The organism is Chryseobacterium sp. GM_Chr_2 (assembly GCF_026540445.1).
Classification (GTDB): Bacteria; Bacteroidota; Bacteroidia; order Flavobacteriales; family Weeksellaceae; genus Chryseobacterium.
On the sequence record NZ_JALNUD010000009.1, the window covers coordinates 1 to 18,745 of the forward strand.

Genomic DNA, 18,745 nt, shown 5'->3' on the forward strand with positions numbered 1-18,745 from the left:
AGGTCATTCAACAGGTGGTGGCGAAGTTATTCGTTATGTAAACAAATATGCTAACGGAAGAGCTAAAAAGGCGGTTTTAATAAGCGCAGTTCCGCCAATTATGGTGAAAAACGAAAGCAATCCGGATGGAGTTCCGATCGAAGTTTTCGACAATATCAGAGATCAGACGTTGAACAACAGACAGCAGTTTTATATTGACCTTACAGTTCCTTTCTATGGATATAACAGAGAAGGCGCTGATGTAAAAGAAGGCATCCAGAGAAACTGGTGGAGACAGGGAATGATGGGTGGCATCGTTGCTCATTATGAAGGAATTAAAGCATTTTCTGAAACAGATTTCAGAGAAGATTTGAAAGCGGTTGATATTCCTGTTTTGGTACTTCACGGTGAAGACGACCAGATCGTTCCTTACGAAAATGCAGGGGTAAAATCTGCTAAATTATTGAAAAACGGTAAGCTAATTACCTACCCTGGTTTCCCTCACGGAATGCCGACTACGGAAGCAGAAACAATTAATAAAGATATTCTGGAGTTTATCCAGTCTTAAAAAACCGTTGGATTTTAATGAAGAGGAAAGAGAGTGAATCTGTTTGGATTCACTCTTTTTGTTTTTATTAATTCACTTAAATTTATTTTTTTGACGCAAAGTTTTAATTTAAATGTAAAACATTCAAGTGAGCAAAGAGAAATCAACAAGTTGATTCTATGAAGCTGTATTTTCAAACTTCGTTTTGGGCTATCGCTATATATAATTTCCACCACATTTGTCATCCCGGCTCGAATCTTTCGATTAGAATATCTAATACTACGCTTAGATCCCCACTGGATGACAATATGGAGAAAAACAGTTTAAAGAGATTCAGCAATATCTTCTAGTTTAAAAATAAAGCTAATGGTAAATCAAAAAAAACCTTGATGAAAATTTCATCAAGGTTGAAAACTAAATAAACATCAACCAGATACAGTTGATTTTACTTTTAATAATTAATCCGATTAAGGTTTCCAAAAACTCCAAACTGTTCCGTTGTAGACGGCTAATTGGCGTTTTGTCGTATCATAAACCATCATTCCGGCACTTGGATTAATGATATTCAGATGCGGACTGGCGACTTTGGGAAGAATCATTGCTTTGTCGGCATCAGACAACACAAGAATCCCGGGAGTTGTGTCTGTTCCTGCAGTGGTTCCGATGGCAATTTTTGCTCCCGGCTGCTCGGTTTTATCATTTCCCTGAATGCCAAGATTGGCGGTTCCTGTTGCATCTACACTCAGATCAAACCACGTATTGGTGTCTTTTAAATATTTCACCTTATGATCTGTGGTATCGTAAATGAGGGTTCCGTTTTGTGTAATTCCACTTTTATCAACAACATACGGAAGTACGAGACCTCTGTTTTCAGCATCACTAAACTGAACAGATACCGAACCATTCGCCACATCCGGTCTGCTGACTCCAATTTGTGCTTGTATGCAAATCGCAACAGGAACAATGAATGATATAATTATTTTTTTCATGATAATTCATTTAAATTTTGATAAAAGAGGTTGAGCAGAAATAAAACTCAACCTCTGAATTATTTTTTAATCTGGGCAGGTTTGTGTCGTTATACAATACCATCCGAAAGTAGTTCCTCCATCTTGTGAGGTATACATTTTCAGACATTTGTTGGTGGTGTCATACAGTACCATTCCTTCCACAAAATTGGCAGGCGGGATTCCCACAGGATTTCCGGAAGCATTGAATGCCAATCTATTCACCACAAAACCTTTAGTTTTAGCTTCCAAAACCATCCATGCTCCGGTGCGAATTGCAGGGAAATTATCTGTAGCACTCATCGCTGATGTTCTGGTTAAAGAAGTAATTCCTATTTTACCCGGAAGCGCAGGGTTTCCTGCACTGGCAATGGCTCCAGGTTTATAGCAAGCTGTAGTTAAAGGATTTTCAAATGTTGAAAAAGTAATGTAACGTTTTGTGTTTTCAGAATCGAAATTATAATTGAATTCCCACTTCCCGGAAACCTTGGTTCCCTGAACCAGAACTCTATTTGTAGCAAAGCTCGCATCATCTGCCACTACCATATACACCAGATTTGAGGGATAAAACTGACTTTCGTAAGCGGATAGATCTGCCTGAAAATACACTCTGTTGATCGTTCCTGTTCTTTGAAGAAGCCAACTTCTTTGAATCACCTTTGCATTATTGCCCGTAATAAAGCTAGCTGCATTCATTGGAGTTGCGGTGATATTGTTATCTCCTGTTAAGAAATATTTCTGATCGCCCGATAAAGCCGTTCTTGATACATCAATATTCTGAGATACAAAATCATTATTGGTTGCCATCGTAAGAATGGTTCCCGAATTCGCACTCTTAGAAACTTTTTGGTGTAAAGCTGAAATATCGTCTTTAGCCAAACCGAATACGTTGTTATTATAAGTTGTATTGAAAGCTCCATTCCAAATCGTAGCATCTGCTGATGAAACATAATTATCTGTTGCAACACGACCTAAGGTAATACCGTATTTTACAGCCAAATAAGTATCTACTTTTCTTCTTTCTGCAACGGTAATATTTCCGCCACCATAAATAATGGTTTCACCAATATCTCCTACGATACCTCCGTTGTCGCTGGTATTTCCTGTCCAACGGGTGTCTCCGAAGACATGACCTCCTAACGCTAATCCTACAGCGCCTGTAGAAACCGTGGTTCCGTTGGCTGCACCATTCAATCCTCTTGCAAAAGAGGTATTGGTAAAGGTGTTATACATAATACTAGGAATCGTTGTGGAAAAATTGACTCCCGAACCTAAAATCTGAGTTCCGCCACCCACGACCCTTCTTTCAATATTGGCATTCGGATATAATCCCAAATAATCCCAAGCGTCAATATTCGTTACAGAATTATCTTCTGTAATACTGAAGAAATGCGGATTTGGGCTTCCGGAAGAAGTCATACCTTCTTTTGTAAATGTGAAAACATCTACATTGGTATTTGATATAGTCTGTATGGTATTATTACCTAAAGTCTGAGTAATAGTTGTAAAACTAATCCCCGGATTAAAGTTGAATGATGTAGCATCTCCTATTTTATATTTAGGTAAAACTTTTCCTGCAATCTGCCCGGAAATTGTACCTCCAAAATAATCTTTCCAGGAAGTAACATCAGTACCGTTTCCTGTATTCGAAGCATCAATATCTGCTCTGTACCATTGGCTCAAACCATTCACAACACCTCCCGGCGCATGTGCAAAAGCTGCAAATGTAAAATACTGTCCATTCGCTATCGTTACATCTGCATAATGATAGGTAACACCATTTATCGTTTGTGTATTGACAGACATATCTGTTGCCGTATCGTTTCCATCGAATGTTGCATCGCTACTTTGAATTAATTTCATCGCTGTTAAACCAACCGGCCACGCAATACGTACTGTTCCGACAGTGCCTGTGTTTTGCGCTTTCCAGATAGATTCAAAACGATAATTAACGCCTGTAATTCCACTTAAAGGAACGGATAGATTTTGTCTTAAACCATTATCTCCAACCATCAGGAACTGCCCGTCTGTTAGAGTATTTGTGTTTAAAGCATTTGTATTTGCCAATGCTCCGCCTGCCCCGATAATTAATCTCTGACCAACATTTATACTTTTGGATTGTTTTTGATCTAAAGCAGACAGGAAATCATTCGCAATACCGAAGATATTATTGTTGTAACCTGTATTCGCAGAACCGTTCCAAACATTTGCTGAGCTGCTGCTCAGATAATTCGGCGTGTTGATTGTATTTAAAGTAATACCTCCTTTTATCGCCAAATAAGAATCAATTCTATTCACATCATTGGCGGAAAGTACTCCATCAAAAACAATGGTTTCAGACATTGTAACGCCAGAACCGCCATCGTCGCCACCGTTATTGGCATTTCTACCAAAAATAATGCCTCCATCAGGCCCCGTAGTTGTGCTTGTGTAGGTAGAACCCGCTCCGGCAACATCTCCATTTAATGCTCTTGAAAAATTGGTGGTGGTAAATATATTTCTTGCAATTGTGGTGTTTGTAAATTGGGTGTATTTATAACCTGTTGCTGCGGAATAAGACATCATAATGTTTCCTGCAGCATTTCTCAAACCTACGACATCTGCTCCTATTCCCGGGCTGTCGTAGTTTGATCCTCCTGTTAAATTAGAATATCCTAATCCCACAATTCTGTCTCCTGTAGCCGCTGTTGTACTGGTATAAACCGTATAATTTCCTCCTGTTGTAGGATTCAATACACTAGTATTTCCTAACGCATTGGCCGCAGCAAATGTTATCGCAGGATTAAAGTTAAAGTTGAGCCCAATTCCATCAACTGAAGAAGGAGCCGATGTAGCACCTGACAATACAGGCGAAACCGGAACCTGACCAGAAGAGTAATCTGTCCAAGTTGTAACCGCACCAGCCAACGGAGCCAATCCTTTGTCTGCTCTGTACCAAAGAGAAGAGAACACCCCACCAGGCGCATGAACAAACGCTGCAAAAGTGAAATACTGACCATTAGCCAATGTTACATCTGCATAATTGTAAGTTACTCCATTGATTATTTGAGTATTTGTACTCATATTCGTCACGGTGTCGGTACCATCAAAAGTAGTATCCGAACTTTGAATCAACCTTAATGCTGATAAACCAACCGGCCACGCAATACGCACAGTCCCAACACTTCCTGTATTCTGAGCTTTCCAAACAGATTCGAAACGGTAATTAACTCCGTTTACCCCACTGATTGCCACCATTGGTTTTTGTTTTAAACCATTGTCTCCAACGATCAGGAACTGGCCATCTGTCAGCGTATTCGTATTAGCGGTATTTGTATTAGCTAAAGCTCCCCCGGCTCCTATCACCAACTTTTGCCCATCATTAATACTTACTGACTGCTTCTGATATAGCGATGAAGTAAAATCATTAGCAATACCAAAAATATTTTTATTATATGCGGAATTTGCCGTATTATCCCAAACTGTTTGATTAGAAGACGATACATAATCATGCGGCAAGGTAATTCCGTACTTTACGCTGCTGTATGTTCTTACTTTAATCTTCTCTGCAACAGTAAGATCTCTTTCATAAGCAATCATATCTCCCATCATTCCGTTCATTACTTCCGGCTGAGAACCCAGAATACTTCCGTTGGCCTGAAGGGAATTCCCTGCTGTTCTTGTCTGAGTTGTATTTGCGGTTGCACCATTAAGTCCATATTTTATTCCAGCTACTCCTACTGTATAAGATGCATCTGTTAACAAGAACTGATTATCGGGATATTGTCCTGAAAATGCAGATGTTGTAGAATCATACAATACAATATCATTGTTAAGTTTGGTTACTGTAGGTGAATTTGCATTGGTTAAGCTTGCTGTAGCCGTCGTTCCGCCAAAGCCCCAAATATCTCTGTAGCCGCTTGTTCCCCCTGTTCTCGTTAAAGTAGTTGAGAAAAATGTAGCACTCAGTCCGTTCGCTGTAAAAGGTCCGCCGGAAGGAAATGCCATAAATCGACCATCCGCAGATGCCGAACCCCCAAAATCTACAACCGGATTAAAATTATACATCGCAGTAGCTACGAAAGGTTGTCTGGCAGCATTGGTTTGTGTATAATCATTGGCATTGATTGATTTATCCTGCCAAACGGAGGGTGAAAATCCGTTATCAGGTTTCAGCCATACTCTCAAATCACCAACTACCCCACCTGGAGCTTGCACAAAAGCTGCAAAAGTAAAGTATTGACCATTCGCCAATGTTACATCTGCATAATTGTAGGTTACTCCATTTACAGTTTGGGTATTATTCGCCATATTTGTTACCGTATCTCCGCTATCAAATACAGCATCACTACTTTGGATTAGCCTTAAATTGGTCAATCCGGCAGGCCATGTAACTCTTACTGTTCCTACATTTCCTGTGTTTTGAGCTTTCCAAATTGAGGCAAACCGATAATTAATTCCGGAAATTCCGGCAATTGCAACGGTAGGAGTTTTTTGCAGACCATTATCTCCCCAGATCAGATATTGGCCGTCTGAAAGAGAACTTGTATTCGCGGCATTATTTACCGCAAAACCTGTCGTCGAAATAATAAGCTGCTTTCCTGCATTTACGCTTATAGATTGTTTTTGATCAAGCGCCGATGCATCATCTTTTGCAATCCCTGCAATATTATTATTGTAAGCACTGTTAGTTGCTCCATCCCAAATCACTGCGCTTCCTGCCGAAACATAATTGTCCGTGGAAGTTCTTCCTAATGTAATTCCATATTTTATGGCTAAATAAGAATCAATTCTTCGTCTTTCAGCTGGTGTTACATTTCCGCTGCCGTACACTGCTACTTCACCGATATTTCCTACAAATCCCCAATCGTCTCCTCCTGGAGGGTTCACTCCGCCATTTGCTCCGAAAATATGTCCTCCTGTCACTAAACCGATCGCACTGTGAGTAGCCGTAGTACCGTTGGCATTACCATTTACCCCTTTGCTTAAAGTAGTATCTGTAAATGTTTGATACATAATACTCGGAATATTGGCATCAAAAGCAATAGACCCCGGATTAGCCGCATACACAGTTCCGCTGCCGGCATTATTTCTGAAACCGATGGTTCCGTCTGCATAAAGCCCCGGCTGATCCCAATTAGCACCGTTAAATGTCGTATTATTCATCCCGATATTAAAGAAGCGGGTTCCCGTCATCCCTTCTTTGGTAAGGGTAATGATGTCATAATTAATACTATTCAATGTAGGATCGGAAATATTTCCTATCATCTGCTGAATAGCCGTAAAATTAACCCCCGGATTGAAATTAAAATAATTAATAGCTCCGGTTTTATACTTAGGCAGCGGTGCAGTTGAAATCTGTGAAGAAACGGTAGCCGATATCTGATCCGTCCATGCTGTAACATCTGTTCCGTCTCCTGTATTTACAGCTGCTGCATCTGCTTTATACCATTGCGTCAATCCGTTCACAACCCCTCCCGGAGCCTGAACATAAGATGCTAAAGTGAAATATTGTCCATTAGCAATAGTTACATCAGCATAATTATAAGTCACTCCGTTTATGGTTTGAGTATTGGCACTCATGTCGGTTACTGTATCGGTACCGTCAAATGTAGCATCAGAACTTTGAACAAGCTTAAGATTTTTCAGAGTGGCTGGCCATGCAATACGCACCGTGCCTACACTTCCTGTATTCTGAGCTTTCCAAATTGATGCAAAACGGTAGTTAACTCCAGAAATCCCCGAAATAGGAACAGTGGAGGTTTTAGCCAAACCATTATCTCCCCAGATAAGATATTGCCCTGCTGTAAGAGCTGTTGAGTTCGCTGCATTTGTATTGGCTAAACCCGTGGTTCCGATTAGTAATTGTCTACCCGGATTTACGCTCCATGATTGTTTTTGGTTCAAACCTGTAGCATCTCTGGCAATACCTGCAATATTTTTATTGTATGTGGCATTCGTAGCAGAAGCCCAAACGACAGCACTGGCAGAATTTTTATAATCTCTGGTTCCCTGAGCATAGGTGGTTCCGTATTTAATTGATAAACAAGACTCTACCCTATCCATTTCATCAACCGTAAGTCGATCTTCGAAAATAAGCATTTCGTTTATTTGCCCGTTTATAGATCCCCAATTGGTATCTCCTCCTACCCGAATATCTCTTGCATTCACGTCCTGAATTGCATTTTGAAGCTGACTTCCAGAATAATCTGTCCGGTTTCCATTAAGAGATACGGTAGCCGCAGCATAGGAAGCATTTGTTCCGGCTCCGTTTTGCCAGCTGCTTCCTGCGGTAAAGTAATGATTATCCTGAAAAGTATTACTGCTTAATCCCACATAGCCAGGCCCTCCCGTGAAGAAAAGCAAATTATACAAACCATTATTAGAGGTATGTAGTCCCGGATAATCCATCGTAGAATCAAATCCGAAAATACCACATCCCGTTAATGTATTAATATATCCTGCTGTAAACAAAGTTCCGTTTACACGATCTATAATATTGATACCTGTTCCTGGCTGAAACTCCATCCATTTACTTTGAAATGTAACTGTTGGATTAAAATTAGCGAGTGTTGTACTGTTAGAAAAAGTAGGGCGCAACCCGGCATTGGTTTGCAAAAGGTTAAAACCTTTCCCTTGAACATCATTCCATTGATATACCGTAGTATTATTCGCAGAATTGGTAACTCCTGCATCTGAAAACAATGAGCCCGAAGTATCTGCCTTGTACCAAGCCGCAGGGACAACTCCACCCGGAGACTGCCCAAATACCATCAGAGGCGTGGTAAAAGCGAGTAAGAGAGGTAATAATTTTCTCATTTTAGTTATTAGTTTATTATTTATTTTACTTTTTTGCTTCTAAAAGCTGTGTCTGATTTATCAAAATCCAAAAGATTTAAACTAAAGCTAAAATGGCGGAGGACGTTGGAAATTTCGTCCTAAAATTCTTCTGAAAAGAATATTTTCGTTATCGTAAAAAATTAAATATAAAGTTGAAAAGAGAATAAAATGTAACAGGAAAAATCTGATAATAGCAAATACAATTGTTTGATGAGAAGTAATAATTCCTTTTCCTAAACTTTCATTTACAGTATCTAGCTGGCTTCTGTTTTGATTTTCGTATAAAAATATTTTTGAAGGTTTAGCAACAGTCTGAACTACTTTCTCTTGTTTTCTCTTAATTTTCTTCTTAAGTCTTTTTTGTTTTACCCGAAGAATTTGTTTTTGAGGATGATCTTTGATGATAACAATCGGAGAAACAATTGCATTCTCAGCAAAGGAAATTTCAGCACCGCCTGTTACATAGATTTTAACAGATTTTTGTTCAGGCTTTTCATCTGATATTCTTTCTGGATTGCTTTCCGAGGGAGGATTGCCATTAGCTCCGTGCAAAGACTGAAAGCAGGAAAACAGCAACAAAAGAATAAGAAAAAACCTTCCCTTCAGGGCCAGGGAAGATTTTTCTTTCCACTCCTCATACAAATGTGCTTCCATTTTTTTTCTGTGTGTCTTAGAATCGTACAACTTGATGATACGACAATATCTGGCTTGAAAAACTCACAAAAACACAACTAATTAAAGATGAATTTCAAGGATATTGTCTTTATTTAAATAAAAAAACTTGTCGGCTTTAGAAAGATATCAACAGCAAAATCCAACTTTAAATTTTAAACTGATAAATATTAAATCAATAACAATTTTTCACTTTGTTTGATTTCAAATTACACTAAAAGTCCCGCAATAATATCAACAATCAGTGATACTTACAAAGATTTCAGTGAATGATTTAGGGTAATTATTCTTTATATTTTTATGCTTTTGAAGAAAATTTCAAGTTTAAAGTTTTACAAAAAAGCACAACTGATTATCAATCCATTAATTAATATTAGAAATGAATAATTGTAAGAAATAATTATTATAAAAATGGTAAACAAATTATAAAGAAATGTATTTTTGTGGTATTATAATTCTTCGGTTGGAGATATGATCAATAGCTTCTTTCAAGAAGAATTAGTAATAATTTTAACATTGAACAAAATTTCTTAAAAACTTAAAAATTCTTAAAAAAACTTTAACTCTTATGAAGCAAAATCTTTACCTGTTTTTTCTTTTCTTTTCACTTCATTTTTTTTATGCTCAAAACAATCCATTTCTCCAAAAAATATAGATCAGCAACTTGCTCAATTCGGCGACAAAAGCACATCCGAGGATGATATAAAAAAGCTGGAACAAATTATTAAAGCTTCAACAGAAATCAATTATAAAAAAGGAATCATCGATGGGAAGATGAAATTACTTTTCGCTTATGCTACCAATGCTGATTACAAAAAAATACTCGAAACGATAAAGGAAATTGAAGCCTTAGATCCTACAGATAATGTGCATTTAGCAGTTCTTAATATCGATAAATCGATTGTAAACAAAGAGATGGGATTAGAAAAAGAAGCCTTGCAAAACCTTCATGATGCTATAGAATATTCAAAACTGATAAAAGATCCCGATCAAAGACATCTGAAACTAGCAAATTGTTACAGTAGAATAGCCCTATATTACGATTACAAATCACCCGATTCTTTGATCAGCAATCTGAAAAAGCAGCGTAAAGAAATCGATCAGTTAAGCGAAGTTAATCCTAAAACAAAAATAAAAAAGCATAGTTTAATTGTTCAAAATAATATAAATATTGGCAATTATTATGTAGGTGTTGTGCAGCCAATGCGTTTAGATCTTGCTGAGCCCTATTATATGGGAGCATACGCCTACAGAACGACACATCCTGAAATTTTTGAAAAATCTGCCATGGAAATTTTAAAAGGTGTAGGGCGTTTTTATCTTGAAAAAAAAGAATTTCAGAAGTGTATAGAAATGGCTAATGAGGTGATTGCAAGAGAAAAAATCAATAAAAATCCCGTTCACAGATTATACGGCTTTCAACTTTTAGCGGATTCTAATGAAGAATTAAAAAACTCGAAAGAGCAGGCAAAATATACCCTGATGTACGCGAAATTGCTCGACAGTCTTAATCAGGTTGCTAAAAAGGAAGTAGGAAAAGAAGTAGACCAGCTGATTACAAAAGCAAAAAAAGAAAAAGATAATGAGCATAATTCTAACCTCAAAAACATTTTTTTTTGGATCGGCAGTTTTATCTTAATCATCACTTTGGGAATATGGCTTTATTGGAAAGATAAAAATAAAAAATTAAAAAACAGTTATCACCATCTTATTGAAAAACTTAATGATAAAACCCATCTGCAACAAATTGTTGTAGAGGAAATCAGCAATGAAACAGAACCCAAAACTTCCCTCAAGATTTCAGAAGAAACTATAAAATCGGTTCTTGCAAAAATGGAAAAATTTGAAGCTTCTGAAAAATTCCTGAAAAAAGATATTACCCTCACTTGGTTTGCCAATTATCTGAATGTAAATCCCAAATACCTTTCCCCTATCATCAAAGCCCATAAAAACAATAACTTCAATGGTTATATCAATAAATTACGAATAGATTATATCATTAGAAAATTATATGAAAATCCGGTGTACAGAGAATACAAAGTGAGTTATCTTGCCGAAGAATGTGGATACGCTTCTCCTCAGGTTTTTGCTTTGGCATTCAAAAAAGAAACAGAGATTACCCCTTCTTATTTCATCGAAAATCTAAAAAACAACAATTAAGGATTTTTTAGATTAAAATTATATTAAAAAATGCCCGTAAATTCTTAGATTTACGGGCATTTTTATCTCAACGATACGGTGAAATATAAAAGCAAAAATCATACCTCACTTCACATTGATTTAAAATTAAAAATTTTATTTTAAGTCTTAAAATCTGTTAATATTTTTTATCACCCTGATAATGTTTGATTTATAAAATTTATCCTTTGTTATTGAAATATTATATTTTTGTAATATTGAAAAATAAATCTCTTATTATTGAAGTATTTTATTTTTATTTATATATTTGCTCAACATTACTCAATTATAAACCATTATAATTGTAATTACAAGATTGTACCCGCTTTTTTAAAAGAATAAAATACAAGCAAACCGCTTTAACATTATTTTAACAATAAATGATATTTATTAAATAATTATTATGAAATTTCATTTATGGTTTTAAACAATGTTAAATAATTAATTTTATTCTATCAAACGAACGACTGGTCTTCATAGCGAAGTTCCATGATTTGTTGTTTAATCTGATTACTAACATTTCAATATCAAATGTAATGAAAAACTTGACCATTTTTGGATTAACACCTTTTGAAAAACCGGATGTTAATCTTACGCTTCAATTACACAAGGCAGGCGCTTTTCCTGTCTTAAGCTTAGGACATGATGAAGAAACTGCCCAAGAAGCAATCAATCAATTAGAACAAAAAGACATCCCTGCGTACGGGATATATTTGAGTAACGAAAAACTATGTTCAATTCAAATTCCTGAAAAGGCAGAAATTGCGATTCTTCCTTTTGGAATTTTCCTGAAGAGCAACAAAAACCTTGCCATAATTTATCAGGTAAATAATTTGGATGATGCCAAAAAAGCCGAGCAATCCGGCGCCAAAGGAATCATCATCAAAGGAAATGAAGCCGGAGGATTGGTAGGATACGAATCTACGTTTGTACTTTTCCAGCGCGTGATTAAAGAAATAAAATCCATCCCTGTTTGGGTGCAGGGAGGAATCGGGCTTCACACTGCTGCTGCTGCTAAATCTCTTGGAGCTGCGGGTATTGTTTTGGATAGCCAATTAGCTTTACTCCCAGAAACTTCTGTTCCGAAAGAGATTAAAGATTTATCTTCTAAATTAAACGGTACAGAAACAAAAATCATCGCCAATCATCGTGTATTGGTAAGACCCAACTCTCCTTCTCTCCCTGAAAATGTAACTGCCGAAGAATTGACAGCATATTTCACAGATCTTGATGTAAGCAAAAGTTATATTCCTATGGGACAGGACATTTCTTTAGCCATCGATCTATATGAAGACTTTAAAAATTTGAAAAAATTAGTTTTCGGATTTAAAGAAGCCATGTACGGTCATTTGAAACAGGCAAAAACACTTCAAATTATCGATAAAGAAAATATTTTAGCGAAAGATTTAAACCTAAAATATCCCATTGCACAAGGTCCGATGACTCGTGTGAGTGACGTTCCGGCATTTGCCAATGCGGTTGCGGAAGCGGGAGCTTTACCATTCATAGCTTTATCTTTATTAAAAGGTAGTGCCGCAAAATCTTTAGTATTTGACACTAAAAATTTAGCTGGAGAAAAAACCTGGGGTGTCGGAATTTTAGGATTTGCTCCACAGGAATTGAGAGACGAGCAAACGTCTTATATTTTAGAAGCAAAACCGCCTGTTGTGTTAATCGCGGGAGGAAGACCGGCTCAGGCAAAAGTTTTTGAAAAAGCAGGAATTAAAACCTTTTTACACGTTCCCTCTCCTGCCCTTTTAGATATTTTCTTAAAAGAAGATGCTACGAATTTCATCTTCGAAGGTCGTGAATGTGGCGGTCACGTTGGTCCGCTTTCAAGCACGGTTCTTTGGGAAAAACAAATTGAAAGAATTTTAAAAGAAGATCATCCCGAAAACATCAGCGTATTTTTTGCAGGTGGAATTCACAATGATTTCTCAACCGCTTTTGTTTCTATTATGGCGGCTCCGTTGGCTGCAAGAGGTGTGAAAGTCGGAGTGTTAATCGGTACTGCTTATCTTTATACTCAGGAAGCCGTTTCTTGTGGTGCGATTCAAGAGGAATTCCAATTACAGGCGTTACAGGCTAAAGAAACGGTTTTATTGGAAACCGCTCCGGGACACGAAACACGTTGTTTAGATACGTCTTTTGCTAAATATTTTAATGAAGAAAAATCTAAATTAATTGCTGCCGGAACCGACAAAAAAGAAGTTTGGGAACAGCTTGAAAAATTAAATGTTGGGCGATTAAGAATTGCAGCAAAAGGTGTCGAACGTCAAGGAGATCAATTAGTCAATATTCCTAAAGAAGATCAACTGGATTTGGGAATGTACATGATTGGTCAGGTGGCGACAATGCAAAACAAAGTAATTTCTTTGGACGAATTACACGAAAATGTAAGTATTAATAATCAAAAATATATTCAGGAAGCTGAACTTTCAGAAGAACCGATTTCCGTAGAAAAACCTTTAGACATTGCTATTATCGGAATGGAATGTATTTTCCCTGATGCTAAAAATTTAGAGGAATACTGGAGAAATATCGTTCTTGGAAAAGACAGCGTAACCGAAGTTCCCGACGAAAGATGGAACAAAGAATTATACTATCATCCTGATTCCAACGAAGCCGATGTTTCCCATTCAAAATGGGGCGGATTTATTCCTAAAATCGATTTCGATCCATTAGCCTTCGGAATTCCGCCACAATCTTTGGCAGCCATCGAACCAACTCAATTATTGACTTTATTGGTTGCAAAACGTGCGATGGACGATGCCGGTTATGGTGAAAAACATACCAACAGAGAAAATATTTCTGTCATCATCGGTGCTGAAGGCGGTAATGATTTAGCCAACAGCTACAGTTTCAGAGGATTTTACAAGCAAGTTTTCGGTGAACTTCATGAAGAAGTCAAGGAAGCCTTCCCTCACACGACAGAAGATTCTTTCCCTGGAATTTTAGCGAATGTAATTGCCGGAAGAATTACCAACCGTTTAGATTTAGGCGGAAGAAATTATACCGTAGATGCAGCTTGTGCTTCTTCTTTGGCAGCAATTGATTTAGCTTGTCAGGAATTGGTTTTAGGCAAATCAGATATGGTTTTAGCAGGTGGTGCAGATTTACACAACGGAATCAACGATTATCTGATGTTTTCCAGCACACACGCCCTTTCCAGAAAAGGAAGATGTGCAACTTTCGACAGCGAAGCAGACGGAATTGCTTTGGGTGAAGGTGTGGCCATTTTAGTTTTAAAAAGATATGAAGACGCTGTAAAAGACTGCGACAGAATTTATTCAGTAATAAAAGGTGTTGGCGGTTCAAGTGATGGAAAAGCTCTTGGATTGACCGCTCCGAGAAAAATCGGACAGGTTCGTGCGTTGGAAAGAGCCTACACTCAAGCCGGAATCAGTTCTGCATCAGTTGGATTGGTTGAAGCACACGGAACAGGAACTGTGGTTGGTGATAAAACGGAATTGAGCGCTTTGACTAATTTATTCAGCCGTTCGGGAGCTTTGCCTGGACAGACGCATTTAGGTTCGGTTAAAACGCAGATCGGACATACAAAATGTGCAGCTGGTTTGGCTGGTTTAATTAAGGCTTCATTGGCAGTTTATCATGGAGTAAAACCTCCGACCATTCATCTTCAACAACCGAATGCGTATTACAACTCAATAACAAGTCCGTTCGCTTTCAATGCAGAAACTGGAATTTGGGCTGATAAAAACCGTTATGCGGGAATCAGTGCGTTTGGTTTTGGTGGAACGAATTTCCACACGGTTATCGCCAATCACCCTAAAGAAGACAATTCTGCGGTATTGCAGTCTTGGCCTTCGGAATTATTTGTGTTCCGTGGAGACACGTATGATGAGGCTAAAATTCAATTAAATCAAATTAAATCTTTACTTGAAGTTAATGACAGTATTGCTTTAAAAGATATTGCTTATAGTTTGGCCACTGGTTCAGAAAAACAAGTGCAATTAAGCATCGTTGCTGATACAGCCGAACATTTGATGATGAATATTGAACTGGCTTTATCAGGAATTGAAAGCAAAGACACATTCACCGTTAATAAAAAAGAAGGAAAAGTAGCATTTTTATTCCCTGGACAAGGCAGTCAGCGCATTAATATGGCTCGTGATTTATTCGTTGCCTTCCCTGAAATGCGAAAATTAATCGACTCTTATCCTGAATTGCAAAAAGTAATTTTCCCCTCAAAAACATTTAATGAAGTTGATTTAAAACAGCAAAAAGAAACGATAAAAGATACCCGTTTAGCGCAACCGCTTTTAGGAATCGTTGATTTGGCTTTGGCTAAATTCTTACAATCCATCGGAATCGTTCCCGACATGTTGGCTGGACACAGCTACGGAGAATTACCGGCATTGTGCTTCGCAGGCGTCTTTGAGGAAGAAAAATTGGTTGATTTAAGTATCAAAAGAGCACAGTCTATTTTAAATTCTGTTGAAGGCGGCGATCCAGGCTCTATGATTGCGGTAAGCGCAACGAAAGAAAACTTACAGCCAATTTTAGCACAGGTTGAAGGTTGTTATCCGGTAAATTATAACGCTCCAACTCAATGTGTGGTGGCGGGAAGTACAGAAGCGATCAACAAATTAATGGAAGTATTAAAACAAGAAAGAATTTCAGCGAAAAAGCTGGAAGTTGCCTGCGCATTCCACAGTCCGTTGTTGGCAAAATCTAAAGGTTTATATCAAACCGTTTTAGAAAACGTTCCTTTCAACGAGATGCAGATTCCGGTTTGGTCGAACACAACAGCAGAAATCTATCCGACAAATGCTTCAGAAATCAAAGAAAGATTAACAGACCATTTGGTGCAGCCTGTAAGATTCGTGGAAGAACTTCAGGCGATGTACAATGACGGTGCAAGAATTTTCATCGAGGTTGGTCCCGGAAAAGTATTAACCGGATTAACGAAATCTTGCCTTGAAAAAGACCAATTAACGTTGTTTGTGGAAGATAATAATACCAACAAATTAACGCATCTACTTTCAACACTTGCTCAATATTTGGGAACAGGTCGAAGCTTTAACATTGCTAAACTTTTTGACGGCCGAAATGCGAAATCCATTCAAATCGATCAGCCCGAATTGTACAAGAAAAGTCCAGCCATCTGGCGCGTGAACGGACAAGCAGCTCATCCAACGACAGGTTCACTTCCTGCTAATGGTGCATTACCAATCATAAATCCACTTCAAATGAACAATTTTACTCAAAATACTCAAACTCCTGTCGCTGAAAATCAGACGAATGCAGAACGTATGTTGCAGGAATATTTAAACAGCATGAAAATGATGATTCAGGCGCAACGTGACGTGATGCTTTCCTTCTTAGGACAGAATCCACAGGTTCACCAAGCTCCTGTTTATCAATCTCCTATTCAAAATGTTCCGGTTCAGAATATTCCTGTGCAAGTGGTTTCTACATCAACGAATAACGGTACTCAAGCAACAACTGTTGTTCCTGTAAAACATGCTCCAATAAAGGATATTAAAACATTATTGCTGCAAGTTGTAAGCGATAAAACGGGTTATCCTCACGAAATGTTGGGTATGGAAATGGATTTGGAAGCAGATTTAAGCATCGATTCCATTAAAAGAGTTGAAATTATTGGTACGCTGAAAGCTGAACTGGGTTCTTTCTCTTCAAACACAGCGAATGAAGATACTATTATGGAACAATTAGCAGGAATTAAAACCTTAAATGGCTTAGTTTCTTGGTTAACAGAATATTCAGGCGCTTCAAATACAACAGAAAAAGTTGGAGTTAAAGAAACTCAGGCTTTAACCTCTCAAGTTCAGACTGGATTTTCTCTTGAAGAACTTCAGACGGCTATTTTAAATATTGTAAGCGACAAAACGGGCTATCCTAAAGAAATGTTAGGCTTAGACCTTGATTTAGAGGCAGATTTAAGCATCGATTCCATCAAACGTATGGAAATTATCGGTGATCTGAAAACTAAAATCGGCTTCGGTGGAGATATGGAACAAGCGGATGATTTAATGGAAAAATTAGCCGCGATCAAAACATTGAACGGATTGGCTTCTTGGATTCATGAAATGAGCGGAAACGCTCCTTCTGAACCAGAACAAAGTGCATTATCACGTCTTCGTTTTGATTTGACTCCGACTGATATTTCTTTAAGTGAAAACACAGAAATCCTTCAAGGAAAACGTTTTGCCATCACTCAAAATGACAGCAATCAGACGTTAGCAATTAAAAATGAGCTTGAAAAACATGGCGCTATTGCAGAATTAATTGATTCTGTTCAAGATTTAACAGATTTTGACGGATTAATTATCCTTGATTTATTCTCATCTTCCGCAAATCACAACATCATCGATCATGTTGATTTAATCAAAAAAATGGATCTTGACAAAGCAAAATGGATTTATCTGATTTCAGATATTCCGGCTCACGTTCAGGAATTGACGGACACTACCCTTTTGCGCCATTACAAAGGACATCCCGGACTTTTTAAAAGCCTTGCCCGTGAATTTGAACAGACCAATTGCAGATTGATTAGCCTGACTTCACCTCAACAAATCAATCAGATCGCAGAAATTGCGTTAAAAGAAATTTTATCAACCGATAAACCTTCAGAAGTGATTTACAAAAATGATCAAAGGCATAAAGTGGATATTATTCCATCACCGTTGTCAACTGGTCTAAGCGAAGCACAAATTCAACTCGATAAAGATTCTGTTGTTTTGGTTCTTGGAGGCGCACAGGGAATTACTTCCGAACTCGCAAAACATATGTCACAGGCTTATCCTTGTACGTATATTTTAGTAGGAAGATCTGCTGATCCGAGAAATCAGGCAACAAATAGAGAATTAGAAGTCATGAAAACCAAGGAAGAAATAAGAGCCTATCTTATCAAATCCGGAACATTCACTTCGCCCTCTGAAATCGAAAAAGAAACAATAAAAGTTTTCAAAAATAACCAGATTCTACGCACCATCCGTGATATGGAGCAATTGGGAAATACAATTGTTTACCAGTCATTAGACCTTTGTGATGAAAATGGTTTGTCTGAATTAATCAATAGCATTTACGAAAAATACAACCGTTTAGATGGTGTTATTCACGGTGCCGGATTGTTGGAAGATAAATTGTTCAAACAAAAAACAACAAGCTCTTTCGGGCGTGTTTTTGATACGAAAGTGAAACCGCTTCGTGTATTGGCGGAACAGCTTCGTACTGATTGTCAGTTTGTCGTATTGTTTTCAAGCATCGCTTCGGTGTATGGAAACAAAGGTCAAACCGACTACGCAGCCGCAAACTCTGTTTTGGATGACTATGCAAATGCTTTAAATAAAAAATTAAAAGGGAAAGTAATCTCCATCAACTGGGGGCCTTGGAAAGGGGCCGGAATGGTTTCTCCAACCCTTGAAACAGAATACGAAAGAAGAGGAATTTCTCTAATTCCATTGGATCAAGGGAAGGAAATTTTCCTTAATGAAATAAAATACGGAACTGAAAGTCAGGTATTAATCATGTCTGGAAGTAACTGGTAATCTCTGTT

The 18,745-nt window shown here is 37.7% G+C and carries 6 protein-coding genes; 3 read left to right on the forward strand and 3 right to left on the reverse strand.

What is annotated here, in order from left to right; translation table 11 throughout:
- Positions 1 to 547: alpha/beta hydrolase (locus OXQ85_RS14025; RefSeq protein WP_267405304.1), on the forward strand; the 547-nt coding region annotated here is incomplete at its 5' end.
- A gap of 446 nt (positions 548 to 993) precedes the next feature.
- Here OXQ85_RS14025 and OXQ85_RS14030 read toward each other — a convergent pair.
- The 3 genes from OXQ85_RS14030 to OXQ85_RS14040 all read right to left on the reverse strand — a co-directional run bounded on the left by OXQ85_RS14030 (position 994) and on the right by OXQ85_RS14040 (position 9,006).
- Positions 994 to 1,515, reverse strand: a complete 522-nt coding sequence (locus tag OXQ85_RS14030) for a hypothetical protein (RefSeq protein ID WP_267405305.1) — start codon at positions 1,513 to 1,515, stop codon at positions 994 to 996.
- Positions 1,516 to 1,581: 66 nt separating this feature from the next.
- Positions 1,582 to 8,331 (reverse strand): hypothetical protein, encoded by a 6,750-nt coding sequence (locus OXQ85_RS14035; protein ID WP_267405306.1) that lies wholly within the window; start codon positions 8,329 to 8,331, stop codon positions 1,582 to 1,584.
- 87 nt (positions 8,332 to 8,418) lie between these two features.
- The gene (locus tag OXQ85_RS14040; protein WP_267405307.1) at positions 8,419 to 9,006 is read right to left on the reverse strand and encodes a hypothetical protein; all 588 of its coding nucleotides are present in this window, start codon (positions 9,004 to 9,006) and stop codon (positions 8,419 to 8,421) included.
- 792 nt (positions 9,007 to 9,798) lie between these two features.
- On the opposite strand from OXQ85_RS14040, the gene OXQ85_RS14045 reads away from it, so the two are divergent.
- Together OXQ85_RS14045 and OXQ85_RS14050 are read left to right on the forward strand one after the other, a co-directional pair.
- Positions 9,799 to 11,184, forward strand: coding sequence for a response regulator transcription factor (locus tag OXQ85_RS14045; protein ID WP_267405308.1), 1,386 nt, complete (start codon positions 9,799 to 9,801; stop codon positions 11,182 to 11,184).
- Between the two features lie 554 nt (positions 11,185 to 11,738).
- The gene (locus OXQ85_RS14050; RefSeq protein WP_267405309.1) at positions 11,739 to 18,737 is read left to right on the forward strand and encodes a type I polyketide synthase; all 6,999 of its coding nucleotides are present in this window, start codon (positions 11,739 to 11,741) and stop codon (positions 18,735 to 18,737) included.
- Positions 18,738 to 18,745 lie beyond the last annotated feature (8 nt).

Excerpts from the sequence above, each read along its gene's own strand:
- OXQ85_RS14045 (WP_267405308.1), top strand. The coding sequence starts at position 9,799 with ATGAAATTACTTTTCGCTTATGCTACCAATGCTGATTACAAAAAAATA.
- OXQ85_RS14030 (WP_267405305.1), bottom strand. The coding sequence starts at position 1,515 with ATGAAAAAAATAATTATATCATTCATTGTTCCTGTTGCGATTTGCATA.
- OXQ85_RS14035 (WP_267405306.1), bottom strand. The coding sequence starts at position 8,331 with ATGAGAAAATTATTACCTCTCTTACTCGCTTTTACCACGCCTCTGATG.
- OXQ85_RS14040 (WP_267405307.1), bottom strand. The coding sequence starts at position 9,006 with ATGGAAGCACATTTGTATGAGGAGTGGAAAGAAAAATCTTCCCTGGCC.
- OXQ85_RS14050 (WP_267405309.1), top strand. The coding sequence starts at position 11,739 with ATGAAAAACTTGACCATTTTTGGATTAACACCTTTTGAAAAACCGGAT.